Source organism: Blastochloris sulfoviridis (assembly GCF_008630065.1).
In the GTDB taxonomy this organism is placed as follows: Bacteria; Pseudomonadota; Alphaproteobacteria; order Rhizobiales; family Xanthobacteraceae; genus Blastochloris; species Blastochloris sulfoviridis.
Window position 1 is genome coordinate 74902 of the sequence record NZ_VWPL01000010.1, and the last position, 25298, is coordinate 100199.

Below are 25298 nucleotides of genomic sequence, written 5' to 3' on the forward strand. Positions count from 1 at the left end.
ACGCTGGACGCCGCCTTCTTCGCCCGCAGCGTCCATCGCGTGGCACCTGCCCTGATCGGCGCGACGCTCATCGTCGAGGGCGCGGGCGGCCTGATCGTCGAGGTCGAGGCCTACGACCCCGCCGACCCGGCAAGCCATGGCTATGGCGGGCGCACCGAGCGCAACGCGGCAATGTTCGGCCCGCCGGGCCGCGCCTATGTCTACCGCTCCTACGGCATCCACTGGTGCCTAAACTTCGTGTGCGAGCCGGAGGGTGTCGCCAGCGCCGTGCTGATCCGGGCGATCGAGCCCACGCAGGGCCTGGACGCGATGCGGGCGCGGCGCGGCCTCGACGATCCGCGCCTGCTGTGTGCCGGGCCGGGTCGGCTGTGCCAGGCGCTGGGCCTGACCCGCGCCCACGACCACGCGCCGCTCGACGCCCCGCCCTTCCAACTGCTGCCGGCCCGGCCGGGATGCCGGTCGTGACCGGCCCGCGCATCGGCATCAGCAGGGCCGCCGAGCAGCCCTGGCGCTACGGGCTGGCGGGGTCGAAGTTCCTGTCGAAGCCGTTTCCGAAAAGCCGGACATGAAAAAAGGCCGGCGCACGCAGCACCGGCCTTTCTCGATCCGACCGAACTGGAACGGCGCCCTATGCCGCGCTCTTCACCCGCGCCAGGGCCTCGCGCACCTTGGCCAGCAGCGCCACGTACTCGTCGCGCTTCTCGCGCTGCTCCTCGACCACCTCTTCCGGCGCCCGCTCGACGAAGGCCGGGTTGCCCAGCTTGGCGTCGAGCCGGGAGATCTCGCCGGCCACCCGGCTCTCCTCCTTGGCGAGACGGGCGGACTCCGCCGCGATGTCGATGACGCCGGCGAGCGGCAGCGCCGAGGCCTCACCGCGCACCATGAGTTGCAACGAGCCCTTGGGCGCGGCATCGGCGAAGCTCACGTCCGACAGGCGGGCCAACCGCTTCAGCGTATCCATGTGGCAAACGGCACGCTCGCGGGTGTCGGCGGAGGGCGCCACCAGCACCAGCGGCATCTGGGCGCCCGGCGGCACGTTCATCTCGGCCCGCACCGAGCGGATCTCGGTGACGAGATCGACCAGCCAGCCGATCTCCAGCTCCGCCTCGACGTCGCCGAGCCCATCGAGCTCAGGCCACGGCGCCAGCGCCAGCAGAGTACCGCGCGCCGGGCCGGTCTCGCCGGTGAGCCGCCACAGCTCCTCGGTGACGAACGGCATGAACGGGTGCAAGAGCTTCAGGATGACGTCGAGCGTCCAGGCGGTCACCGCCCGGATCTCATCCTTGGCCTCACCGTCCGGCCCGGTCAGCACCGGCTTGGCCAACTCCAGGTGCCAGTCGCAGAACACGTTCCACACGAAGCGATAGACCGCACCGGCCGCCTCGTTGAAGCGGTAGGCCTCGATCGCCGCCGTGGTCTCGGTGACGGCGCGCGACGCCTCGCCGATGATCCAGCGCGACAGCATCTCTTTCGTCTGCGCCGGGTCGAAGCCGGCGACGCGGGCGCAGCCATTGACCTCGCAGAAGCGGGTGGCGTTCCACAGCTTGGTCGCGAAATTGCGGTAGCCCTCGACGCGGCTGGTGGCGAGCTTGATGTCGCGCCCTTGCGCGGCCATCGCCGACAGGGTGAAGCGAAGCGCGTCGGCGCCGTACTGGTCGATCAGGTCGAGCGGGTCGATGACGTTGCCCTTCGACTTCGACATCTTGGCGCCCTTCTCGTCGCGGACGAGCGCGTGGATGTAGACGGTGCGGAAGGGCACCTCGTCCATGAAGTGAAGGCCCATCATCATCATCCGGGCGACCCAGAAGAAGATGATGTCGAAGCCGGTGACCAGCACGTCGGTCGGATAGTGGCGCTTGAGGATCGCCGTCTCGTCCGGCCAGCCGAGCGTCGAGAACGGCCACAGCGCCGACGAGAACCAGGTGTCGAGCACGTCCTCGTCGCGGGTGAGGAAGGCCGCGCGGCGGTCCGGATCCTCGGCGATGGCGATGCCCTCGCTGGGCTCGATCACTTCCTGCTCGGTGTACCAGGCCAGCGCGTCGGCCAGCGCCTCGTCCTCGGTCTCGGCGACGAACACCTTGCCGTCCGGCCCGTACCACGCCGGGATCTGGTGGCCCCACCACAATTGGCGCGAGATGCACCAGGGCTGGATGTTCTCCAGCCAGTCGAAATAGACCTTCTCCCAGTTCCTGGGCACGAACACCGTGCGCTCGTCGCGCACCGCGGCAAGCGCCCGCTCGGCCAGCGGCTTGACGTCGACATACCATTGGTCGGTCAGCCACGGCTCGATAACGGTGCCAGAGCGGTCGCCGTGCGGCACCATGTGGGTGTGCGGCTCGATCTTCTGGACGAGGCCGCGCGCCTCCATCATCGCGACGATGCGCTTTCGTGCCTCGAACCGGTCGAGGCCATGCAGCCCCAGCACCTCGTCGAGGTCGGCGCCGCCCTCGAGATGGGCCAGGAACTCCTCATTGCCGGCGAGCAGCATCTTCGCTTCGGCATCGAGGATATTGATCATGCGCAAGGAATGGCGCTTGCCGACCTCGAAGTCGTTGAAGTCGTGCGCAGGCGTGATCTTGACCGCGCCCGTGCCCTTCTCGGGGTCGGAATAGCTGTCGGCAATGATCGGAATGCGCCGCCCGGCCAGCGGCAAGAGCACGTCGCGGCCGACCAGATCCTTGTAGCGCTCGTCATCCGGATGCACGGCGACCGCGGTGTCGCCCAGCATGGTCTCCGGCCGGGTGGTGGCGACGGTGATCCTGATTGAGGGGTCGTCGGCCAGCGGATAGTCGAAATACCACAGGTTGCCCCTGATCTCGACCTGCTGGACTTCGAGATCGGAGATGGCCGTGAGCAGCTTGGGATCCCAGTTGACCAGCCGCTTGTCCTTGTAGATCAGCCCGTCGCGATAGAGCGTGACGAACACCTTGAGCACGGCCCGCGACAAGCCCTCGTCCATGGTGAAGCGCTCGCGCGACCAGTCGCAGGAGGCGCCGAGCCGCTTGAGCTGGCCGACGATCGTGCCGCCCGACTGCTCCTTCCACGCCCACACCCGCTTGAGGAACGCCTCGCGTCCCATGTCGCGCCGGCTCGGCTCCTGGCGCTCCAGAAGCTGGCGCTCGACCACCATCTGGGTGGCGATGCCGGCATGGTCGGTGCCGGGCTGCCACAGCACGTCGCGGCCGCGCATGCGCTCGAACCGGCACAGCACGTCCTGCAACGTATTGTTGAGGGCGTGGCCCATATGCAGCGAGCCGGTGACGTTGGGCGGCGGAATCACGATGGTATAGGGGGCCGCCTCTGCCCGGTCCGGCCGGCCTGCCTTGAACACCTCGGCCGCCGTCCAGGCATCGTGGATTCGGGCCTCGACTTCGGCCGGCGTAAACGTCTTTTCCATCATGATCGTGAACCCGTACGCGCTGGAACGGGCGCGACAGAAGCCGACCGCCGCTCCGGCGTCAATCATTAAGCGCGGCCATTCGGCGCGGCGCGCAGCGCCGGCGGCGACCGGTATCGGGTGGGCGTCAGCCCCGCCCGCGCGAGACCCGCTCGATCTCCGCCCGGACGAGCCGCTCGACCACCGTCGGCAGGTTCTCGTCCAGCCACTGCTTCAGCATCGGCCGCAGCATGTCCTGCACGAGATCCTCAAGCGTCCTGGCATTGTTGGACAGGATGGTATGGGTGAGCGAGCCGAAGGCGGCGGAGACAGCGGCACTCGCCGCCTGGGACAGCATCGGCGATCCCGCCGCGACCGCCCCCTGTACCGGAACGGAAGGTAGCGGCACGGACAGCGGCGCGGGCGGCGGCTCGTCCACCTCGCGGAACATCACGTCCTCGCGCGGCTCGATGCGGCTGATGCCGTTCGCCTTGGCCTGCACCGGCAACGGCACGGCATCGGTCAGTTCCAGCACCTGGGAGGAGACAGGCGCGGGCGCCGGCTCGGCGACCTTCTCGTCAAACCCAGACAGCAGCGCGTCGATGTCGTCCTGCCCCATCCCGGAATTGTCCTCCACGGGCGGCGCAGACGGTGGCGGCGACGGCGGGGCAACGCTCTCCGCCCGTGCGGGAGTCGTCGCCGCCTTGGCGGGCTCATCGTCGGCAATAATCCGGCGGATGGAAGCAAGAATTTCTTCCATCGACGGCTCCTGCACACGCGCACTTTGAGTCATGGCCTCTGCCTTCTTCCCGCCATCGACCCGACAGGGTTGCTCTTGGCGCGGCCTGGAGAGAATCGCTGCAATCTCGGGCTCTTACGCAACGAAGTATGTCATCGGAAGGCCCGAAGGCAAGCAACAGCCTGTGGATGGATCGGGATGAACCGGGACCTTGAGCGGTCTGGGCCGACATTTTGCGCAGATATTGGCGAACCTGCTCAGCCCCGCGTCAACCGCCCGGCGATCGAGCGCGCAAATCCCGCGGACGGCGGCCGGCCGCGAACTCCCGCCTGCCGCTCATCCGAACGCGGCCGTCAGTCCTGCTGTCTTGCGGCCCACTCTGTCTTGCGGCCTGTCTCGCCGTTTGTCTTGCCGTTTGCGGCCGACCAAGCCGGAAACCGCGCCCGGATCGCCAGGAATCCCGGTCCGATGATCGGATCTTCCGCGCCCGCAAAGCAAGAACCCGGCCCAATGGGCCGGGTTTCGCGTCAGGCTTGAGGCGCGGAACCGAACGCACGCGCCGTTTTCCCGGCGGCAAGCCCCGGGCGTCGGCGTGTCACTTGCCGTCCGGCGTGCGGACGCCGATCCAGGCATCGCGGACCTGCCGGTAATGGACCGTGTCGTCGTATTCTTGGACATTGAGGCCAAGCTGCTTGGCCGACAGCCGGCCGATGCCGCTGAGCACCGAATAGGATGCCACCACGCGGTCGCGCTGCGCGGTCACCAGGGCGACCTGGGAGTTGACCAGTTCAGTCTGGGCGTTCAGCACGTCGAGCGTGGTCCGCTGCCCGACCCGGGCCTCTTCCCGCACGCCTTCCAGGGCGATCTCGTTGGCGCGAACCTGCGCCTGCTCGGCCTCGATCTGCGCCTTGGCGGCCTGCAACTCGCCCCAGGACTGCACGACCGCCGCCCGCACCTGATCGCGCGACACGTCGACGTCGAGACGCTTCTGGCCGAGCGTTTCCTTGGCCTGACGGATGGTCGAGTACTCGGAGCCGCCCTGATAGATCGGCACGGTCAGACGTCCGACCACCTGCGCCGTCATCGAATCCTCAAGCTGCGACGACCCGTCGAACCGGCGCAGATAATTCGCTTCGAGGGTCACCACCGGCAGCAGGCTGCCCTCGGCGACCTTCACCTGCAGCATCGCCGCATCGGCGCCGTTCTTGGCCGCCTCGATCGCCGGATGGCGGGACAGGCCGGTGGCCACCGCCGCATCCAGGCTGGCCGGCAGCAGCTTGTCGACCGGGCGGCCGGGAACCAGCTTGCCGGGCTCGCTGCCGATGACCTGCCGATACTGGGCGCGCGAGGTCTGCAGCCGGGCATTGGCGGCCAGCAGCAGCGACTGCGACCCGGCCAGGCGGGCCTCGGCCTGCGCCACGTCGGTGCGCGTCACCTCGCCGACCTGAAAGCGGTCGCGGGTGGCGCGCAACTGCTCCTCGAACGACGCGAGAGACTGCTGCCGCAGCTTCACGATCGCGGTGTCGCGCAGCACGTTCATATAGGCGGTGACGCCATCAAGCAGGATGTTCTGCTCGGTATTGCGCAGCGTCTCGCGCGCCTGGATCACCTGCGCTTCGGCCTGACGAACATTGTTGGTCGTCTTGCCGCCATCATAGACCGTCTGCGACAGGCTCACGCCGTAGCCGCTCGGATTGATCGCGTCGCGATTGGTCTGGATCGTCCGCGGCGGCGTGGTGTTGGTCCAGGTCTTCGTCGTCAGGGACTGATTCCCGATATCGGCGGTGGCGTTGATGCGCGGACGATAGCCGGACAGCGCCTGCGGCACGTTCTCGTCCACCGCGCGCAGGGCTGCGCGTTGGGAATTGAGTTCCGGATTGCTCCGATAGGCCTGCGCCAGGGCGCTCTCGAGCGTCTGCGCCTGAACCTCACCCGCCAGAGCGAGCGCCAAAACTCCGAACACGGCAACCCTGATCCCCGTCGCCGTCGGCATGTGAAACCCCTTCTTCGTTCGCCCGAAACGAATCTCGATTGGAAACATGTTCCTCACTACGGGCGGAAAAATAGCCGCAGCGTGAGCGAAAAATAAGCCGGCAGATGCCCGCCCACGCCGTTTCCCGGGCCAGTGAAGCAAAAATGACACACAGACGCAGCGCTCTAAAACGCAAAGCCTTTCGGCTTTTCGAAGCCCGGCAGGGCCGGGATGGCAGCATTGAACAGGGCCTGGGAGGAGATCGTCCCGCCGAGCGAACGATACAACACCGCCCGCCCCGAGCCGCCACATCCCACCACTGCGATCAGCCGGCCATTGTCCTTCAGTTGACCGAACAATGCCTGCGGCACCTGTTCGACGGCCCCCTCGAGCAGAATCGCATCGAACGGCGCGGCCTTCGGCCAGCCGGCCGCCAGCGGGCCGCTTGCCACCGCGGCATTGCCGATCGCCAGCCGGTCGAGCAGGCGGACGGCATCGCCGGAAAGGACGGGATCGGCCTCAAGCGCCACCACCGACTGGGCGAGTCGCGCCACCAGCGCCGCCGAGTACCCGCTGCCGCATCCGACATCGAGCACGCGATCGCCCGGCTGCAGGCCCAGCGCCTGGATCATGCGGGCGAGCGTCAGCGGCTCAAGCAGATAGCGCGGCCCCACGCCGCCGATCGGCAGGTCGTCGTCGCGATAGGCGAGCGCCCGCTGCGACTCGGGCACGAACGCCTCGCGCGGGATCTCCAGCAGCGCCGCGATCAGCGCGGGGTCGGTCACCCCGTTCGTCCGCACCTGCCCGTTCACCATGTTCCGCCTGAGGGTGACGAAATCGATCATGAGAGCCCTGCCCCGCTGCTTCCCGGAAACGGTCTTAGAGCGTCCGCCGATCTGATTGGATCAAGCGGGCGCTCTAAGTTTCTCGTTTATCGCATTCTCTTTCGCAAAACCGGTTCCCACTTTTGCGGAGACTGCGCTAGGGAATTAGGCAGGATCCGGCCGCTGGCGCAACTGGGCGTGGCCTTGGCCATGCCGAATAAGACCGGCGGCCCAGGATGCTGACGCATCGGGCCGGCAGGACTCGCGGAGTCTCGTTGTGGAATTCAGCAATGTGCCCGCGCCTGGGCGGACCCTTCTCGCTCAGGCCCCTCTCGCTCAGGCTGTTGCGTCTGCGCGGGCGGCGGAACGACAGTTTCCACAGGCGGATCGCGCGGGGCGCGGATTCCGGCAGGAAGGGCCCCCGCGCGCGCTGCCGGCAGGCTTGTTTCCGGCAAGCCGGATCTGCCAGGCCGGATTCCGACGGGCTGAATTCCGACAGGTTCTTGGCAACAGCCGAACCGCTTGCTATATGCGCCGCACACCTTGGGTGCCGTTCCCCGGTAGCTCAGTGGTAGAGCAACCGGCTGTTAACCGGTTGGTCGCTGGTTCGAATCCGGCCCGGGGAGCCAACACTTTCAAGCGCTTAGCACAAAAGCTGAGACGTTGCCCAGCGCCTTGGCGCACCCAGGGCGACATCTGGGGCAAAAATCCGCAGAACTCGAAATGAGAGCCGCCCGGAGGCGGCTTCATCATGGCGATGCCGGGCCGGATCAGCGGCGGCGGGCGTAGAAGCCCCGCGGCTCGGGCAGCGTGGCCCGGTGGGCCGGGAACGAGGCTGGAGAATTGGTAACCGTCCTGTCTTAAGCTCTCGCGCCCAGCATCAAGCATTCTATTCAAGGTCGAGCCCGAACTGATGGCCGATGGGAACGGCCTCAGGAAAGGCACGGTAAAAACCGCGCTCGAACTGCCGGATGTTGGTGGACGCGCTGCCAATACCGATGACCTGCCAAAGATGAGCACGCAGTGCGGGAAGCCCGATCTCGTCTGAGAGGAATTGAAATAGTTTGAACCGCCTACCCCCATTTGCATAGACGACAGGGTTCTTCTCATCAAGAATTTCAAGAATTGCACCCCTGCTGTTTGCAAGTGGTGCGTAAATATATTTGCGAGTAAATCTTGAAAAGAATCTTGGGTGGCGCGTCGATTCTGGATTGAATCGCCTAATTCCGTAAAGTCTATATAGCATATCCGGAAACTTATCAGGAAACTCCTTCTCCCACTGAGCAAATTCTTCGCGTATAAACTGCTGAAAAAGCCTTCTGTATTCGTCTTTTGCACGGTCTGTAAACCCAACAGCTTCATCAATAAGCGCTGTTATGCCAACCTTTGCCGCAGATCGTATGATAATCTCAGACTGTATTGCCAGAAAATGCTGCGATTGCGTCAGAAGCCCGTATTTTGCAGCCTCGGTTATTGCAATGCAGACATCAATAAGCACGGTCCCTTCATATCCGTCTACAATTACGGACGTACCCGAATCGGGGGGTAAGCGCTTGAAATTCTGCGGATTCTCAATCTTAACCCACAGATCGTCATCAATCGCCGTCCGAAGCCCCTTGCGGGTCATCGAGCGGAGAAAGGCGTTGCCTCCTTCGGACTTGAGATTGAGAGCGCGAGCCATCGCGGCCTTCGAAATCATTCGCCGCCCGTCTCGAAGACGGTACGCCTCCACAGCCACATCACCTAAATGCAACAAACCTTGATGCGTTGCAGTCGGAAGCGATTCCGGGTCACCAATCTTCTGCCAGCGTGCCTCTGCTGCGCGCTTGGCGATCTCCCGCCGCTCTTCAGGAGATAGCTTTCTGGCGCGCGCATCGCCGCCTTTCTTCTGGGGGGTGTCCGACATTCCGCAGGCTCCATGCTTGCTTGACGGTTGTATATCGCATGCTTGCTTTAGGGCGGCAAGCATGCATCGCTACAACAATCAGCCCCGGCGCATGCTAAGCGGCGGCGCGGGCTCAGAGCCGCACCTCACGTCCTGCATTAAAGAGAACATCCCGGTCGATGTCGCGCCGCACTGGTCGAGACCCCCCGGCGCAAATGGGCATCCGCGCCCAAGGGGCACGGTGCAGTCATTTCCGGTCAAATGCCGTCGCTCTCGAAAACCCCTGATCTGGCGCCGCGGTCCCGGCACGCCGGCGTCGGGGATCGCGACGTGACCCACTGACCGCCCGGCATCCCGCAGGGATCGGCCGGAAACCGTATGGAATCGATCGACGCCCCGGACGCGCGACATCGGCTGTCCTCACATTGCATTAACCAAGACACGATGGCGTTGACGAAGCAGAAACCATCAAAACACATCCGATCTTGAAACAGACTTTGCTAAAAAACTTGAATAATCCAATTAACCACGTGGTTGCGCCTCAACGCTACCCTGCTCGTGCGGCTTGAGAACGACCGGTTTGGCCCCTCTGCCGGTCTTGACTGAGCCAGATGGACGCTCCGGAGCATCCGCCGATCTGATTGAACGGGGCGGACGCTCTAGGTGATTGAGTTAGCGCATTCTCCTTCGCGAAGCGGGCTCCCGCTTCCGTAGAGGAATGCTCCGGGTTCGGCGAAAGCGTATCGAGTACGTCGATGAAAAAATCAGCTTGGATTTGTTGCCTGCTGGCCGTGGCCGGCAGCACATTCGGTTCCGCCCAGCCTGGATGGGCTGGCCCCCTCATGATCTACGCGCCCGAATTGCGGGCCGAGCGGGCGCAGCCCGCCGTCGCGCGCGGCACCGGCCCCGTCCTCGCCACCGCCCCGGTCTACCAGCCGGAGTTCGCGCCGGACGTCATTGAGGTGGCGGCGCGCCAGCAGGAGCGCGCGCCCGGCTACGGCGGCGGCTTCATCGAGTTCCTGTTCACCGGCCGCGGCGACCCCGGCACGATGCAGCGCCCGGCCGCCAACCGCTCCTGGGGCGCGCAATCCTCGCGCAACGACGTCAGCGACCCGCGCTGGAATCGCTCGGGCGGCTATGACAGCCGTGCGTCCTCCGGATTCGATCCGCGCTTCGAGCGCCAGTTCGTCGACTATTCCGGCCCCTACGGCCCTGGCACGGTGGTGATCGATACGGAAAACCGCTTCCTGTTTCTGGTCCAGCCGGGCGGCAAGGCGATTCGCTATGGCGTCGGCGTCGGGCGGCCCGGCTTCCTGTGGCATGGCGTGAAGGAGATCACCGCCAAGCGCGAATGGCCCGATTGGCGGCCGCCGGCGGAGATGCTCAAGCGCCGGCCCGACCTGCCGGTGTTCATGGCGGGCGGACCGGACAATCCGCTTGGCGCCCGCGCCATGTATCTCGGCTCGTCGATGTACCGTATCCACGGTTCGAACGAACCGGAGACCATCGGGCACGCCGTCTCCTCGGGCTGCATCCGCATGCGCAACGAGGACGTCATCGACCTCTACGGGCGGGTGAAGGTCGGCACCAAGGTGGTGGCGCTGTAGGCCTGCCGCGTATGTAGACGTCACGCGAAACGGAATCCGGCCCAATGGGCCGGATTTTCGGTTTCGGCGAGAGAGTTTCCGGCATCCCAAGGGATCGACCGGAAACCGTCTCACGCGTGTTCCAGCGGCCGGCCGACATAGGCCTCGGCCAGGGCCGCCGCCGCGGCGGGCGAGCTGACGAGGCGATCGAGCTCGGCGAGTTGGCGGCGCTGGTCGAACGGCGTGTCGAACGGCCCCCGGTGCAGAAGCCGGGTCATCCACCAGGAGAAGTGCTCCGCCGCCCACACCCGGCGCAGGCAGATCTCCGAATAACGGTCGATCAGGGTCGTCTCGCCGGTCTTGAAGAAGGCGGCGAGCCCACGCGCCAGCACCGCGGCGTCGGCGATCGCCAGATTCATGCCCTTGGCGCCGGTCGGCGGCACCACATGGGCGGCATCGCCGACCAGAAACAGCCGGCCATAGCGCATCGGCTCCACGACGAAGGAGCGCAGCAAGGTGATGCCCCGCTGCAGCACCGGCCCCTCGGCAAGCGGAAACCCGCCATCCTCGCCGACCAGCCGCTGGTCGAGCTCGTCCCAGATGCGGGCGTCCGACCAATAGGCGAGATCCTCGCCGGGGCTGACCTGGAAATAGAGCCTGGAGACGCGCTGGGAGCGCATGCTGGCCAGCGCGAAGCCGCTCGGATGATGGGCATAGACCATCTCGTCGGCGGGCGGCGGCGCATCCGCCATGATGCCGAGCCAGGCAAACGGATACAGGCGCTCGAACACCTGCAGCACGCCGGCCGGGATCGAGGGCCGCGTAATGCCGTGGAACCCGTCGCAGCCGGCGATGACGTCGCATTCGACGACGTGGCTCTGGCCACCCTGCCGGAACCGGATGCTCGGACGCTTGCTCTCGATGTCGGAGAGCGCCACGTCGGAGACCTCGAAGCGGATGTCGCCGCCGACGGCGCGCCGGGCGGCGATCAGATCCTTGATCACCTCGTGCTGGCCCCACACCACCACGCCGCGGCCATCCACCAGCTCGGCAAAATTGATGCGGTGGGCGCTCCCTCCGAAGCGCAGCACGATGCCGTGCTGCACCAGCGCCTCCCGCTCCATGCGGTCCCCGACGCCCGACTGCGCCAGCAGCCGGGCGGTGCCGTATTCGAGAACGCTCGCACGCACCCGGCCTTCGACCGCAGCCTGGGACGAGGTTTCGAGGACGATCGACTCGATGCCTTCCCGCTGCAGCAGGTATGCCAGCAGCAGCCCACCTGCCCCGGCGCCGACGATCCCGACTTGCGTCCGCATGGTACCGCCCCAGTTCCGACAAGTCGAACTGGGCGCGGAGCTTAGCAGACTAAGCCGCGCTGCAATGGCCAAACACCAGCGAAGCGCAAAATGTCACACCGCAAAAGCGGTGAGCCGGGCCGTCCCGTCAGCCGAACTTGAACAGGACACCGTAACCGCCGCGCGGGTAACCCCACTCGATGTCGCCGGTCGGTTCGGCGATCACCCGGCAGGTGCCGCATTCCATGCAGCCGTCCGGCGCCACCTCGACCTGGCCCTTGGCGTTGAGCTCATAGCACCGCGCCGGACAGATCTTGATCAAGGCAAGAAGTTCCGGCGACGGCTCGACATGGGCGCGGATCTTCACGTGCGGACGACCGGCATCGACAAGATAGCGGTTATAGAACAGCTTGTCCTCGACACGCGGTTCATCGACTTTCGGGGGTTCTACCATGGTCAGTTCTCCAAGACCTAACGTCTCAACGAGATGACTTTCCGTCTCAACAAGACGACTGCCCGTCTCAACGAGACCTCCTGCCTTTCCAAGACATTCAGTCTCTCAAGGACCGTCCGGCGGCGCCGGTCTGCCGGTCCTGGCCGGACCGCAAGACCGCACACCTGTGTTTCCGTCATACGGTTTCCGGCCGATCGGGCCTTCGAGCCGTATTCCGACCGCCGAAACTCCCGCCCTCGAACAAGGGCCTTCGGCGAGGCTGCTTGCGGGATCCCGACGGGATCACCCGGAAACCGCGTCCGGCGTCAGCGCCAAATGTCTCCGCCAAGTGTCACCGCCAGGCGCGGGCGAAGCGGAAGGCGTCGCCGACCAGTCCGGCAAGCGAGCGGGCGGACTTGAACGACTTGACCGTCGCCTTCTCCTTGTCGATCTTCGGCACGCCGTCGACCCGCACATAGGTTTGCATCGCCTTGGCGATCAGCTCCGGATAGGTGAGGAAGAAGTTCTTGGACGACGTATGCAGCAGCGCCGGCATGTCCTTGTACTTCTTCAGATCCTTGATGACGAAGCTGTCATCGAGCATCTTCTTGTAGAGCTTCAGGTTCTCGGCGGTGAACGGATCCTTGCGCGACTTGATCTGGAAGATCGCCTCGCCGGCGATGCGTCCGGAGGTCATGGCCAGGTTGGAGCCCTCGCGGTGGACGGCATTGTTGAGCTGGGCGGCATCGCCCACCACCACCCAGCCGTCGCCATAGAGCTGCGGAATGGCGTTGTAGCCGCCTTCCGGGATCAGGTGCGCGGCATACTCCTTCACCTCCGAGCCTTCGAGCAGCGGCACCACCGAGGGATGACGCTTGAAGGCCTCCAGCAGGCCGTAGGGGGTCTGGCCGCTCTTCTTGAGGTCGGAGACGAGGCAGCCGAGGCCGATCGAGATGCTTTCCTTGTTGGTGTAGATGAAGCCGACGCCGGTCATCCCCTTGGAGATGGTGCCGGCCGCCTCGATCACCACGCCCTCGTCGCCATTGAGGTTGAAGCGGGCCTCGATGGTCTCGCGCGGCAGGAAGTGCATTTCCTTCACCGCCAGCGCCACGTTCTCGGGCGCGGGACGCTCGCGCAGGCCGGCGCGCGAGCCCAGGAGGCCGTTGACGCCCTCGGCCAGCACCACCACGTCGGCGTGGACCTCGCCGCCCTTGCGGTCGGTGCGCACGCCCAGCACCTTGCCTTGCGGATCCTGCACCAGCTCGATAACGGTGGTCTCGCACAGCACCACGGCGCCGGCCTTCTGCACCTCCTTCGAGAACCACTTGTCGAACTGCGCCCGCACGATGGTGTAGCGGTTCGGCTTCTCCTCGTTGAAGTCGTCGGAGCGGTACTGCAGCCCGACATGCGAGCTATCGTTCATCATCCAGAAGCGCTGCTCGACGATGTGGCGTTCGAGCGGCGCCTCCTCGCGGAAGTCGGGAACGATCTTCTCCAGCATGTCGGCGTACAGGATGGCGCCCTGCACGTTCTTGGAGCCGGGATATTCCCCGCGTTCGAGCTGCAGCACCTTCAGCCCGCGCTTGGCCATGGTAAGCGCGGCAGCGTTGCCGGCCATGCCGGCGCCGATGACGATCGCGTCGAATTTCTCTTCGATCATGGCTCTCTCCTTCAGCTCGCCAGCTTGTCGCTGATGTGCGGCGACAGGCGCTTGCGGAACGCCTCGGTGAGCGGGGGCAGCAGGCGAATGGCGTCGGCGACGATACCGACATGGGCGAAATCGAAGATCGGCGCGTTCTTGTCGGTGTTGATCGCGACGATCAGGTCGGCGCCCTCGACGCCGACGCGATGCTGGATCGCGCCCGAGATGCCGGCGGCGATGTAGAGCTTGGGCCGGATGGTCTTGCCGGTCTGGCCGATCTGGCGGTCGGCGGACACCCAGCCCTTCTGCACCAGCGGCCGCGAGCAGCCATATTCGGCGCCGAGCACGCCGGCGAGCTGCTTGATGAGTTGATAGTTCTCGGGCGAGCCGAGGCCGAGGCCGCCGGCCACCACCACGTCGGCGAAGGCGAGGTTGGACTTCGCCGAGTCGCGGTCGGGGATGTAGGACAGCACCTTGGTGACGATGTCGTCCTCGACCATGCCGAGCGGGTGGGTGACGATCTTGCCGATCGGCTTCTCGACGCGATCGGGCATCGGCATCACGCGCGGGCGCACCGTCGCCATCTGCGGCCGGAAGTTCAGCGTGTAGATGGTGCACAACAGCGAGCCGCCGAAGGTCGGGCGGGTCGCGGCGAGCGAGCCGTCGGCGTCGACCTCAAGCTCGGTGCAGTCGGCGGTGAGGCCGGTGAGCAGCGTCGTCGCCACCGAGCCGGCGAGGTCGCGGCCGAGCGTGGTGGCGCCGAGCAGCAGGATCTCGGGCTTGTAGGTGTTGACGACGTCGGTCAGCGCCTTTGAGTAGGGCTCGTTGCGGTAGTTCTCCAGCACCGGGTCGGAGACCACATAGACGAGGTCGGCGCCGTAGCAGAACGTCTCGGCCACCGCGTGGTCGGTGGCCTCGCCGGGGGCGCCGAGCACGACGCCGGCAAGCTCGACGCCGAGCTTGTCGGCAAGGCGCCGTCCGGCACCCATCAGCTCGAAGGACACCGGATGAACGTGTCCGCGTTCCTGCTCGATGAACACCCAGACATGCTTATACGCCTTGAAGTGCTCGGGCAGATCTTTTTTGGCGGCGGCGCGGCTGTTCGCCGGGGCCGGGGTGGCGGGGTTTTCTGCCATGTGACGTGCTCCCGTTCGGCGTTCAGTAGCCGCGCGACAGCTCGGCCAGTTCGGCTTCGAGCTTGGGCGCGCGCTTGAAGATGGCGTTGATCAGGGCGTCGGCCGGCGGCTCGCCGGCGGGGTCGACGAACTGGGCTTTTTCGGCGCGCGGGGTCGGCGCGAACACGCGCTTGACCACGGTCGGCGAGCCGCGCAGGCCGCATTTGGTGACGTCGGGAATGCCGGCGTCCTTGGCGCTCCAGGTGACGACCTCGGCGCGAGCGGCGCGCAGCGCGTCCATCATCGAGCCGCGGCGGATCTCGTTGGTGCCCTCCAGCATGGTGATCAGGCAGGGCAGCGGCGACTTCAGCACCTGCACGCCGCCTTCGGCGCGGCGGTGCACCTCGATCGAGCGGCCGGCGAGATCGAGATCGGCGACCTTGGCGACATAAGTGAGCTGCGTCAGGCCAAGCCGCTTGGCGATGCCGGGGCCGACCTGGGCGGTGTCGCCGTCGATGGTCTGCTTGCCGGTGAACACGATGTCCGCCGCGCCGAACACCTCGCCGATCTTGGTGATCGCCGACGACAGCGCGAACGAGGTGGCGAGCGTATCGGAGCCGGCGAAGAAGCGGTCGGTCAGCAGCACCGCGCGGTCGGCGCCGAACGTCAGCGCCTTGCGCAGCGAGTCCGAGGCCATCGGCGGACCCATGGTCAGGATGGTGACCTCGCCGCCGAACTTGTCGCGCAGCCGAAGGGCCTCCTCGATCGCGAACAGGTCGTACGGATTGATGATGGTCGGCACGCCCTGCCGCATGATGGTGTTGGTGACCGGGTGGACGCGGATCTGCGCCGAATCCGGAACCTGCTTGATGCAGACAACGATGTGCATCGTGTCGCTCTCCTGGTGAGTGCTCGATTTCAAACTAGCAATTCGCGTACCAACTCGGCCGTGTTTATCGGATTCGCGCGCCGCAGGAAGCGCTTGCACGCCATGCGGCGAATTGACCGCACCGCGCCCGACACGTCGAACGCGACACCGTGTCGGGAAGCCGACACAAGGCGACAGAGCGCGAAAATGATGGAGACTGAAGCAACCGAGCAGATCGCGAGCATGCAGGACATCGGTCCGTGGAGGCCTCAAACGGCAATGCCGCCGCAGCCGAGTTCCTCCGGCGGCGGCGACACGACAGACAGACGGCGGATGTCGATGGTGATTATTTCAGCAGCGAATCGAACGGCACGAAGGCCGGCGGCTTCGCAGGCTCCACCGCGGTCTTGAGCACCTTGAACACCCGCGCCTCCAGCGGCGAGGAGGTGACGAACTCCTCATAGGCACGCTGCAGCATCGAGCGGCACCGCGCGGCGGCAACGCGATCGGGCAGGCCTTCGACATCCTCGCCCGAGAGGTATTCGCCCATGCGCTTGAGGATATGCAGGCGGGCGACATTGAGCACCTTGGGGTCGTACTCGACGCCTAGCACGGTGAAGAAATCTTCGGCCGCCGCCGCCGTCCTGAGCTTCGTCATCACGTCGGGCGGAAAATCGGGCGTGTGGGTGCAGCTCATGATGGTCTCCAATTCTATGCGCAGGCCGCGACGTCGCTGCCGCAAATGTCGCGCCAGATGCCCGAGAGTTCCTCGGCATTGACGGTGTGCTTTGTGGCGGCGGCGCGGCGGCGCACCTGCGCCAGGATGGCGCGGGTCTGGCTCGGGCTCGCATCGAGCCCGAGTTCGCCCAGCGCGGCGCTGATGCCGGCGGTGCCCGAGTGCTTGCCGACGACGATCACATGGTCGCGGCCGAGCAGCGCCGGGTCAAGCGCCTGGTAGGTCCGGCGATCCTTCATCAGGCCGTCGACATGGATGCCGGATTCGTGGGTGAAGATGTGCTCGCCGACGATCGCCTTGCCCTTCGGTATGATGCGGCCGGCGGCCTTGGCCACCACCATCGCCAGCGTGCCCAGCTTGTCGAAGACGATGCCGGTTTCGCAGGCATAATGCTGCGACAGGCCCATCGCCACCTCCTCCAGCGCCGCATTGCCGGCCCGCTCGCCGAGCCCGAGCACGGTGACGGAGGCGTGGGTGGCGCCGCCGCGGACCGCCGCCAGCGAATTGGCGGTGGCGAGGCCGAGATCGTCATGGGCGTGGATCTCAAGCTCCAGGTCGGTCGCGGCGGCCAGCCGCGAGAACAGCTCGAAGGTCGCGAACGGCTCCAGCACGCCCAGCGTGTCGGCGATGCGCAGGCGCCGCGCGCCGGCCGCCTTGGCCGCGGCGGCGAGTTCGAGCAGGAAGGCCGGGTCGGCGCGCGAGGCATCCTCGCAGCCGACCGCGACGTCCAGGCCGCGCCGGCGGGCATAGGGCACGACGCGGGCGATGGTGGCCAGCGCATGGGCGCGGCCGGCCTTCAGCTTGGCGGCAAGCTGGATGTCGGAGGCGGGAATGGACACGTTCACCATGGGGACGCCGGTGGCCAGCGCGGTGTCCACGTCGCCCTCCGTCATCCGGCACCAGGCGATCGGCATCAGCGGCAGGTTCTCGGCCACCACCGCGCGGATAGCGGCGATCTCGTCCGGCCCCATCACCGGGGCGCCGACCTCGATCTCGCACACCCCGGCCCGCGCCAAGGCACGGGCGATGGCCAGCTTCTCGGCGGCGGTGAAGGCCACGCCCGGCGCCTGCTCGCCGTCACGCAGCGTGGTGTCGGCCAAAACCACTCGGCGATGGGTCAGCGCGTCAGGCATGGAGTCTCTCCGGGGCAGCGTGGGAGCGGCGGCACGGCGGCCGCAGATCGGCGACGATATCGGGCAGCACGGCCACCACGCGGCTGATGTCGGCGTCGGCGGCGTCGCGCAGCAGCGACAGGCGGATGGCGCCGCGCGCGAAGGTATCGGGCACCGCCATGGCGCGCAGCACGTGCGACGGCTCGACCGAGCCCGCCGAGCAGGCCGCGCCCGAGGCGGCAGCAATGCCGGCGCGATCGAGCCGGTGCAGAACCGCCTCGGCATCGGCCCCGGCGAAGGCGATGCAGGAGGTGTTGGGCAGCCGCGCGGCGCGGTCGCCCAGCACCATGGCGGCGGGAATGCGGGCCATCAGTTCGGCCTCCAGCCGGTCGCGCAGGCCCTGAACCCGCGACAGATCGCACTGCGCGGCGATCTCGGCGGCGACGCCCAGCCCGACGATGGCCGGCACGTTCTCGGTGCCGGCCCGCCGCCCCCGCTCCTGCCGGCCGCCGGCGATCAGCGGGTGAACCTTCAGGCCGCGGCGGACATAGAGCGCGCCGGTGCCCTTGGGGCCGTGCAGCTTGTGTCCGGAAAACGACAGCAGGTCGATGGCGGTCGCCGCCACGTCGATGCGCAGCTTGCCCGCCGCCTGCACCGCATCGGTGTGGAACAGCGCGCCCGCCGCCTTGGCCTTCTCGGCCAGTTCGGCGACCGGGAATATCGTACCAGTCTCGTTGTTGGCCCACATCGCCGAGACCACCGCGACGTCATCGTCCAACGCCGCCTCGAAGGCGTCGAGGTCGAGCGCGCCGGTGCCCTCCACCGGCACGCGCCGCACGACAACCCCTTGCGCCTCCAGCCGGTCGGCGAGCGAACGCACCGCGGCGTGCTCGACGGCGGTGGTCACCAGCACCTTGCGCTTCGGATCGGCCTCAAGCGCGGTGCGAATGGCGGCATTCACGCTCTCGGTGCCGCCTGAGGTGAACACGATCTCGCTTTCGGTGGCGCCGATCAGCGCGGCGACCCGGGCGCGCGCCTCGGCGAGCGCCGCCTTGGCCTGGCGGCCCGCCGCATGCGGCGAGGACGGATTGCCGAAGATGGACGAGAAATAGGGCAGCATCGCCGCCAGCACCGCGGGATCGACCGGTGTCGTGGCGTTGGCGTCGAGATAGACGGGCGGCCGGTCGGCGACCGTGCCCAGCGCTGCCTCGCTCATGGCCCCTGCCCTTCCCGTCAGCTGCGGCCCATCCCGACCGGAATGACGCGCACCGGCACGCCGATCACCTCGATCAGCTTCATCTGCACGCCGCTGACCGACACCGCCGCGAGCTGGCAGGCGACGCAGGTGCCGGTCATGCGCACGAACACGGTGTTCTCCTCGACGCGGTCGAGCTCGATGTCGCCGCCATCGCACTGGAATCGCGGGCGCATCGCCTCGATCGCCTCGGCGACCAGGGCGATCTGCGCCTCGCTCAGGGTGAAGCGCGGCGGGGCCGGGCGCGGGGCGGACGGCGCCGCCGGGCGATGGCCGATGTCGAGCGTGGTACGGCGGGGTTCGGCGGCAGCAAGCATGTCCCCCTCCCTCAACCGAACGACTTGCCGCACGAGCACTTCGCGCCGGCATTCGGGTTTTCGAAGGTGAAACCGGAGCCCTCGAAGCTTTCGACGAAGCCAACCCTGAGTCCGGCGATCAGCGGCTGCGATTCCGGATCGATGAACACCTTGACGCCGCTGCTTTCGACCACCGCATCGTCTTCGCGCGGCTCATGATCGAGGCCGATCAGATATTTGTAGCCGGCGCAGCCGCCCGCCTCAACCATGATGCGCAGTCCGGCGCCTTCCTTGCCGGTCTTGACCATCGCCGACTTCACGGCGTCCGCCGCTTCCGGGGTGAGCACGATCATCGCTGGCTCCTCGACCAATTGCTTCGCAAACAGCAAAGCAAACTCCATGCCGCCCCTCGCCCTATCCTAAGATACTGATTTCGCAGGGCTTGATCGATTGCGCGAAACCCGACACAGGCCCTCCGTCGCAAACGCGACGCAGCCGGGTTGTCGGGTTTGTCCGGCAGTTGCCGCGTCGTTCCGGGCGAGGCGAAGCCGAGACCCGGAACCGTCTGCGAAACAAGGCCATTTCGGAAAACGATCCCGGCTCGCGCGCGCCTTGCGCGCTTGGCCGGGATGACGCGGAACCGACACGTCGCCCCGGGCGGGCGGGAGCGGGAGCCCGCCAACGCCCGGGGCCGTTTGGCAAGGGAGGCGAACGCTTGCCGAACGATCCCGGACCGCGCCGCGCGCACGGCCCGAGACAACCAGGGCAATCGGGTGAACGATCTCGTTCATGCGCGTTCTCGCGTGGGGCGGTGACACGGACCTCGGGAGATGCCGATTTTGCTACCTAGCAACGGTGCGTGCTATCGAGGTTCATCTTGCGCGAGTCCGGAACCCTCCCTCTGGGGGTGTGCCGTCATCTCGGATTAGGCATTCATTCCTTCACCCGATTCCCCTGCGAGACAACAGGAATGACTGTAAAAAATCGTTACGCTACAATGAAATAGCACTCTCGACCGTGCGCCGGATGTGGGCCAGCCGGCTTTCGCCGGTCTCCTCGCCGAAGCAGGTCTCGAAATCGCCGCAGCCGGTGCAGGTCGGCGTGGCGCACAGCACGAAGCCATCGTCCTCGCACAGCGTGCGGTAAAAAAACCTCTTCCACCGCATATTGCGTGTGTTTTTTGCCGCGAGCGGCGCGAAATGCCGCTCCAGCAGCCGCGTCAGCTCGACGCGTGACCTGAGGCCCAGATCCTCCCACAGATGGTTGGGCTCCAGCGCCCGGCGGGCGACGATGGCCGCCAGCCAGTCCGTCTCGGACCCGGCGCGCGAACGGTGCGCGAGCAGCAGGTCGCGCACCATTTCGAACTCGTCGCCGGGCGCCGTTGCGGCGCCGTTCGCAAGCGTTGCGGCGTCGCCGGACCGCGCTGCGGCGGCCGCCAGCGCCGCTACGACGCCGCAGGCGTGGGGGAAGTACGCCGCGAGCATCGCATCGCGCGCCGCCAACGACAGGCCGAGCCCGGCCGCCACCCCGCCCGGCCCCGCGGCCGCGGCGACGATGGCGCAGGCGAGGACGTGGCGGTCGAAGGCGGCGTCCGTCGCGATGTCGGCCACGGCCGGGTCGACGCCGGTCAGGCGGCGATAGAGGGCGGCCGGCGATGCCGCCCCCGTTGCGAACCTGTCCTCGACCGGCGCGAACATGGCCGTTACGCCGCTGCCGCCAACGCGCTGGCCTTGGCGTGGGTCTGGCAGCCCTTGGGACAGACCCGGTAGCAGGCGCCGCAGCCGATGCAGTTGCCCTCGGCGTGCAGCACCATCACCTTGCGCAGGAACTCCTCGTCGTCGTCATCCTCGTCCTCGGCGCAGGCGACCAGCTCGCCGTCTTCATTGACGCCCATCAGTTTCATGACGTCGCGCGAGCAGACCTTGAAGCAGCGGCCGCAGCCGATGCAGGTCTTGCCGTCGATGGCGGTGATGTATTCGGGCTCCCAGGGGGTGCCGTCGCGGGTGGTGAACATCGGCGTTTTCCAGTGTGGTGGGTGAAGTCAGGCCTCGACGACCTCGGGGAAGCGACGGATCAATGCGACGCCGGCCGCCACCTGCTCGCTGCCGGCGGCCGCCAGCGCGGCCAAGCTGTCGAAGCCGAAGCGGTGGACGTCGCGCAAATGCTTGGAGATCACCACCAGGCGGCCGGCGGTGAGGATGACGCGGCCGAAGCCCTCGTGGTGCATCTTCATCATCGGGCTGGCGACGTGGCCGGTCTCCTGCTCGATGCTAAGCCCGATCGCGGCATAGTACTGTTCGATCCGCCACAGGATGTCGGGGTCGGGATCGCCGATGATCGGCATGGCGCGGCGCTGGTCCTTGGTCAGCACGTAATCGCCCAGCAACTCGGCGTCCGACTTGCGCTCCCAGTTGCCGAACGAGTCCTGGGCACGCAGCAGCCGCACCAGCACCTGCAGGAACGGCGTCGCCAGCGCCTCGGCGTCGGACATCAGGGCAGCGACCGGATCGGACTTGGTCATGTGGTTCCCTCTGTTGGGATCCGAAAGATCATACGGTTTCCGGCTGAACCACCCCTCACCCGCCTCGCGATCTTACGATCGCTCGTCACCCTCTCCCGCAAGGGGAGAGGGAAGAAGAGGCCGTGCTGATCAACCGGAAACCATGTCATTCCGTGATCCGCATCCGCTCATTCATCATCGACGAAGGACGGCTTGGCCGGGCCGGCGCCGGCGTCCGCCAGCACCTTGCGCAGCCAGGGCGGCGGCGTTCCTTCCAGCATGGCGCGGGTGCGCTCCAGCACCGCCTCGATCGGCTGCGCCGCCGGCACCTTGATCGGGTGGATCTTGGCCCGCACCACCCGCGCCGCCGAGGGGCCGCCGATGGCGAGGCAGAACATGAGGTGCACGCCCTCCAGCGCCTCCACCTTGGAGGCGATGCGGTCGTCGCCTTCCTTGCCCTCCTTGTTGTGCACGCCCTGCTGGTCGGACACGTCGTCGAAACTGATGGTCTCGATCAGCGTCCAGCCGGAGATGCGCACCTCGTAGACGGCGAAGTGGCGCGCCGAGCCGAAATGGGCATCCAGCGTCTTCAAGTCCTGCGTGGCGATGGCGACGCGGATGGCGCCGCCCTCGGTGGGCGCATCGTCTGAGGAGTCAATGAGCCGCAGTCTGCGGACGGCCGACATGGGTGTCTCCGTGGTCACGGAAGGGATCGAGCTCTGCCGGCGTGCGGGGGACGTGGTGAGCCTGGACGATATTGGCGACCTCGAACACCAGGTCGCGGGTGCCTTCGTAGAGCGCGGTGTGGCGGTGCTGGGCACCGAGCCGGTCGAAGATCGGAAAGCCGATGTGCATCAGCGGAATGCCGAGCCGCTCGGAGGCCTGGCGGCCATGGCTGTGGGTGACGAGGAGATCGCAACCCTCCGCGCGGGTCTCGAAATCGTCGAGGTCGCCGACCACAACGTCTGCCGCCGGCACCGCCTCCAGGATCGGCGAGGCGCCGGAGGCGGACACCGCGCACGAAACCTCGGCGCCGAGGCCGGCGAAGAAGCGCGCCATGGCATAGAGCAAATCCGGCTCGGCGGCGATGGCGACGCGCTTGCCGCCGAAATGGAAGTGGCCGTCGAGCATCGCATCCTCAAGCTGGGCGCGGGCACGGCGCACCCGCGCCGGCACCGGCCGGCCGGAAATCTCGGCCAGCAGCGCGACGAAGCGGTCGGTGGCGGCAAGCCCGGTCAGCGTGTCGAACAGCGTGTAGGGCACCTTGGTGCGCGCCTTGAGCGCCTCGGCGGGGCGGCGCATCTGCTCACCGATGGCGATGGTGTGGACCGCGCCCCCCATGGTGCGGATGTCCTCCACCGCCACGCCACCATTGGAGGTCGGGATCCAGCGCTCGGCCACCTTGCCGTCGAGCGAGCCGGAAATGTCGGGCAGGATGGTCGGCTCCAGGCCGAACGCCTCCACCGTGTCGCGGATCGCCTCGAGGTCGGCGACCGTCAGGTGGCTGCCCGGCAGGATATTGATGCGCTCGGGCGACACCCGCGTCTCGCCCTTCGGCACCACGCCCTCGATGATGGCGGTGGTTGCCTTCGACCAGCCCTCCTCGATCGAGCCCGCGAAATCCGGCGTCTGCGCCAGCACGATCTCGGTGCCGGCCAGCTCATTGCCGCGGCGCTCGTGGATCAGCTTGAGCTCGCCGGCGAAATCCTCGCCGCGGGTTTCCACCAACGCGGTGGTGCACACGCCGATCAGCGCCGGGTTGGTGCGCTTCTTCAGGTTCAGGATCGCCTCTTCGAGATGGTCGGCGCCGCCAAGGATGGCGGCGACCTCGTCCATCGCCGTGGTCTGGATCGGGATCACTTCCTTGTAGTGCCGCCCGATCAGCACCAGCGCGAACGAGGTGCAGCCCTGGGTGCCGTGGAACAGCGGCATGGCGTTGGCGACGCCGAGAAAGGCCAGCGCCGCGCCGAGCGGCTGCGACGACTTCAGCGGATTGACCGTGGCGGCCTTCTGCGTGTGGGTGACCTTGGACAGCGCGTCGGTCATGGCTCAATCGTCCCCGATGTCGTCGGCGGCGTGCCCGGCGAACTTCTTGCGGTGGTGGGCGAGATATTCGGGGTCGGTGTTGTCGACGCGGGAATTGGCGAACTTCCGGCGGTGGCGCGCGGCGAAGGTGGGGTCAGCCGCGTCGGCGTCGTCATCCATGGTGAAATGGCTGACGTGGCGGTCGGTCAGCCGCCCCTCAGTGTCCCACGGCGCCGGCGCGCGCACCTCGTCCCACACCGGGTTGCTGATGGAAATGTCGATCTGGCGCACCAGCTCGACGGTGCCGTCATAGCCGGCATAGGGGTGGATGCGCTCCTGGTTGATGTCGAGCCAGGGCACGCGCGCCTTCAGCGCGATGAACTGGGTGCGGCCGCCCGACAGCATGATGTCGGCATCGCCGCCCTTGAGCTGGGCGTAGAGGTCGCGCGGCGCCATGCCCTCGAAGGCGTGGGCCTCCTCGCGCAGCAGGATCTGCACCCGCATCTTGTCTTCCACGGTCGACTTCTTGACCGAGGTGCCGACGAACTCCATGCCGAGCTCCATCAGCGCCGCGACGATCGACCACGACTTGACGCCGCCGGTGTTCAGCAGCACGCGCTTGCCGGCCAGGCGGGCGCGATAGGGCTCCAGCCGCGCCCAAGCGCGCGCCTCCTCGGCGGCGATCAAGGCTTCGGTGCGCTCAACAAGGTCGGCCGGCGCGCCGCGCTCGACCAGCAGGCGGGCAAGACGCCGCAACGATTCCGAGGTGTCGGTGATGCCGTAGAACGAGCCCTCGAAATAGGGGATGCCCCAGCGCTCCTCCATCCGCCGGGCAAGCCCGATCAGCGCGGTGGAGCACACCACCATGGTGACATTGGCGGTGTGGGCGGCCGCGACGTCGAGATAGCGCGCATCGCCCGGCACGCAGGTGCGCACGCGGATGCCGAGCTTGTCGAGCAGCGGCTTCACCATCCAGAACTCGCCGGCGAGGTTGAACTCGCCGAGGATGACGACGTCGGTCGGGCTCACATCGTCGGGCTGGTGCGTGCCGATGACGTGGTCGAGCAGCGCGTTGCCGGCCAGCTTGTTGCCGAGGTTCTTCGAGCCGGCGAAGCCCGGCGAATGCACCGGGATCACCGGCAGGCCATACTTGGCGGAGGCGTGCTTGCACACCGCGTCGATGTCGTCGCCGATCAGCGCCGTGACGCAGGTGGAATAGACGAACACCGCCGCCGGCTTGAAGCGGGTCGAGATTTCGCGGATGGCCTTGTAGAGCTTCTTCTCGCCAGTGCCGGTGACGATGTCGAGTTCGGTGAGATCGGTGGTGAAGCTGCGCCGCCAGATGTCGGAACCCGACGAGCCCGAGCCGCGATTGTCCCAGGAATTGCCCTCGCAGGCCAGCGGGCCGTGGACGAGGTGTGCCGCATCGGTGATCGGCTGCAGCGAGATCTTGGCGCCGTCATAGGCGCAGCCGCCGGCCGCGGCACCCGGCGTGAGCGGCTTCGAACAGCCCTTGGCACGCTCCCCCGCCGCCTTCGCCCGGTTGGTCGGGCACGCCGGCTCGTCGAACGCCGCCTTGATCTTGTCCTTCAGCATGTCCGTCCCCGGTGGCTGGGGGCGGCTGGGGGCGGGAAGACCC

The 25298-nt window shown here is 67.0% G+C and carries 23 protein-coding genes, 1 tRNA gene and 1 pseudogene; 3 read left to right on the forward strand and 22 right to left on the reverse strand.

What is annotated here, in order from left to right:
- The first annotated feature begins 3 nt into the window (after positions 1 to 3).
- A pseudogene (locus F1193_RS07700) lies at positions 4 to 569 on the forward strand (DNA-3-methyladenine glycosylase).
- 59 nt (positions 570 to 628) lie between these two features.
- Here F1193_RS07700 and F1193_RS07705 read toward each other — a convergent pair.
- From F1193_RS07705 to F1193_RS07720, 4 genes are all read right to left on the reverse strand, one after another.
- Positions 629 to 3400, reverse strand: a complete 2772-nt coding sequence (locus tag F1193_RS07705; protein ID WP_150097097.1) for a valine--tRNA ligase — start codon at positions 3398 to 3400, stop codon at positions 629 to 631.
- A 124-nt stretch (positions 3401 to 3524) separates the two neighbouring features.
- Positions 3525 to 4169, reverse strand: coding sequence for a PopZ family protein (locus F1193_RS07710; protein WP_150097098.1), 645 nt, complete (start codon positions 4167 to 4169; stop codon positions 3525 to 3527).
- 541 nt (positions 4170 to 4710) lie between these two features.
- The gene (locus tag F1193_RS07715) at positions 4711 to 6108 is read right to left on the reverse strand and encodes a TolC family outer membrane protein (protein ID WP_150097099.1); all 1398 of its coding nucleotides are present in this window, start codon (positions 6106 to 6108) and stop codon (positions 4711 to 4713) included.
- Positions 6109 to 6272: 164 nt separating this feature from the next.
- Positions 6273 to 6932 (reverse strand): protein-L-isoaspartate O-methyltransferase family protein, encoded by a 660-nt coding sequence (locus F1193_RS07720; protein ID WP_150097100.1) that lies wholly within the window; start codon positions 6930 to 6932, stop codon positions 6273 to 6275.
- Positions 6933 to 7465: 533 nt separating this feature from the next.
- On the opposite strand from F1193_RS07720, the gene F1193_RS07725 reads away from it, so the two are divergent.
- Positions 7466 to 7540 (forward strand) — tRNA-Asn (locus tag F1193_RS07725).
- A 260-nt stretch (positions 7541 to 7800) separates the two neighbouring features.
- Here F1193_RS07725 and F1193_RS07730 read toward each other — a convergent pair.
- Positions 7801 to 8817, reverse strand: a complete 1017-nt coding sequence (locus F1193_RS07730; RefSeq protein ID WP_170263449.1) for a P63C domain-containing protein — start codon at positions 8815 to 8817, stop codon at positions 7801 to 7803.
- An 821-nt stretch (positions 8818 to 9638) separates the two neighbouring features.
- On the opposite strand from F1193_RS07730, the gene F1193_RS07735 reads away from it, so the two are divergent.
- Positions 9639 to 10403: a L,D-transpeptidase gene (locus F1193_RS07735; protein ID WP_150097102.1), complete on the forward strand. Its 765-nt coding sequence runs from the start codon at positions 9639 to 9641 to the stop codon at positions 10401 to 10403.
- 110 nt (positions 10404 to 10513) lie between these two features.
- Here F1193_RS07735 and F1193_RS07740 read toward each other — a convergent pair whose 3' ends face one another.
- From F1193_RS07740 to nifE, 17 genes are all read right to left on the reverse strand, one after another.
- Complete coding sequence (locus F1193_RS07740) at positions 10514 to 11698, reverse strand: 4-hydroxybenzoate 3-monooxygenase (RefSeq protein WP_150097103.1); 1185 nt, start codon at positions 11696 to 11698, stop codon at positions 10514 to 10516.
- A 127-nt stretch (positions 11699 to 11825) separates the two neighbouring features.
- Positions 11826 to 12131: a ferredoxin family protein gene (locus F1193_RS07745; RefSeq protein WP_150097104.1), complete on the reverse strand. Its 306-nt coding sequence runs from the start codon at positions 12129 to 12131 to the stop codon at positions 11826 to 11828.
- 331 nt (positions 12132 to 12462) lie between these two features.
- The gene (locus F1193_RS07750; RefSeq protein ID WP_150097105.1) at positions 12463 to 13770 is read right to left on the reverse strand and encodes an FAD-dependent oxidoreductase; all 1308 of its coding nucleotides are present in this window, start codon (positions 13768 to 13770) and stop codon (positions 12463 to 12465) included.
- An 11-nt stretch (positions 13771 to 13781) separates the two neighbouring features.
- Positions 13782 to 14888: an electron transfer flavoprotein subunit alpha/FixB family protein gene (locus F1193_RS07755; RefSeq protein ID WP_150097106.1), complete on the reverse strand. Its 1107-nt coding sequence runs from the start codon at positions 14886 to 14888 to the stop codon at positions 13782 to 13784.
- A gap of 22 nt (positions 14889 to 14910) precedes the next feature.
- Positions 14911 to 15756, reverse strand: coding sequence for an electron transfer flavoprotein subunit beta/FixA family protein (locus F1193_RS07760; protein ID WP_150097107.1), 846 nt, complete (start codon positions 15754 to 15756; stop codon positions 14911 to 14913).
- Positions 15757 to 15785: 29 nt separating this feature from the next.
- Complete coding sequence (locus F1193_RS07765; RefSeq protein WP_150097108.1) at positions 15786 to 15980, reverse strand: hypothetical protein; 195 nt, start codon at positions 15978 to 15980, stop codon at positions 15786 to 15788.
- Positions 15981 to 16081: 101 nt separating this feature from the next.
- Positions 16082 to 16432 (reverse strand): nitrogenase stabilizing/protective protein NifW, encoded by a 351-nt coding sequence (nifW, locus tag F1193_RS07770; RefSeq protein ID WP_150097109.1) that lies wholly within the window; start codon positions 16430 to 16432, stop codon positions 16082 to 16084.
- 14 nt (positions 16433 to 16446) lie between these two features.
- Positions 16447 to 17604: a homocitrate synthase gene (gene nifV / locus F1193_RS07775; RefSeq protein WP_150097110.1), complete on the reverse strand. Its 1158-nt coding sequence runs from the start codon at positions 17602 to 17604 to the stop codon at positions 16447 to 16449.
- Positions 17597 to 18799 (reverse strand): aminotransferase class V-fold PLP-dependent enzyme, encoded by a 1203-nt coding sequence (locus F1193_RS07780; protein ID WP_150097111.1) that lies wholly within the window; start codon positions 18797 to 18799, stop codon positions 17597 to 17599. The genes nifV and F1193_RS07780 overlap by 8 nt, the downstream gene beginning before the upstream one ends.
- A gap of 17 nt (positions 18800 to 18816) precedes the next feature.
- Positions 18817 to 19155 carry a NifU family protein gene (locus F1193_RS07785; RefSeq protein WP_150097112.1) on the reverse strand — a complete coding sequence of 113 codons (339 nt, stop codon included), beginning with the start codon at positions 19153 to 19155 and terminating at the stop codon, positions 18817 to 18819.
- Positions 19156 to 19166: 11 nt separating this feature from the next.
- The gene (locus F1193_RS07790) at positions 19167 to 19487 is read right to left on the reverse strand and encodes a HesB/IscA family protein (protein WP_150097113.1); all 321 of its coding nucleotides are present in this window, start codon (positions 19485 to 19487) and stop codon (positions 19167 to 19169) included.
- A gap of 639 nt (positions 19488 to 20126) precedes the next feature.
- Positions 20127 to 20831 carry a nitrogen fixation protein NifQ gene (locus F1193_RS07795; RefSeq protein ID WP_150097114.1) on the reverse strand — a complete coding sequence of 235 codons (705 nt, stop codon included), beginning with the start codon at positions 20829 to 20831 and terminating at the stop codon, positions 20127 to 20129.
- Positions 20832 to 20836: 5 nt separating this feature from the next.
- Positions 20837 to 21148: a ferredoxin III, nif-specific gene (gene fdxB, locus F1193_RS07800; protein WP_150097115.1), complete on the reverse strand. Its 312-nt coding sequence runs from the start codon at positions 21146 to 21148 to the stop codon at positions 20837 to 20839.
- 27 nt (positions 21149 to 21175) lie between these two features.
- Complete coding sequence (locus F1193_RS07805) at positions 21176 to 21655, reverse strand: NifX-associated nitrogen fixation protein (RefSeq protein ID WP_150097116.1); 480 nt, start codon at positions 21653 to 21655, stop codon at positions 21176 to 21178.
- A 167-nt stretch (positions 21656 to 21822) separates the two neighbouring features.
- A complete protein-coding gene (gene nifX, locus F1193_RS07810) occupies positions 21823 to 22320 on the reverse strand; it encodes a nitrogen fixation protein NifX (protein ID WP_150097117.1) in 498 nt (165 codons plus the stop codon).
- The gene (gene nifN, locus F1193_RS07815; RefSeq protein WP_425457220.1) at positions 22289 to 23668 is read right to left on the reverse strand and encodes a nitrogenase iron-molybdenum cofactor biosynthesis protein NifN; all 1380 of its coding nucleotides are present in this window, start codon (positions 23666 to 23668) and stop codon (positions 22289 to 22291) included. Before nifN ends, nifX begins: the two co-directional genes overlap by 32 nt.
- Before the next feature lie 15 nt (positions 23669 to 23683).
- Positions 23684 to 25255: a nitrogenase iron-molybdenum cofactor biosynthesis protein NifE gene (gene nifE, locus F1193_RS07820; RefSeq protein WP_150097119.1), complete on the reverse strand. Its 1572-nt coding sequence runs from the start codon at positions 25253 to 25255 to the stop codon at positions 23684 to 23686.
- Positions 25256 to 25298 lie beyond the last annotated feature (43 nt).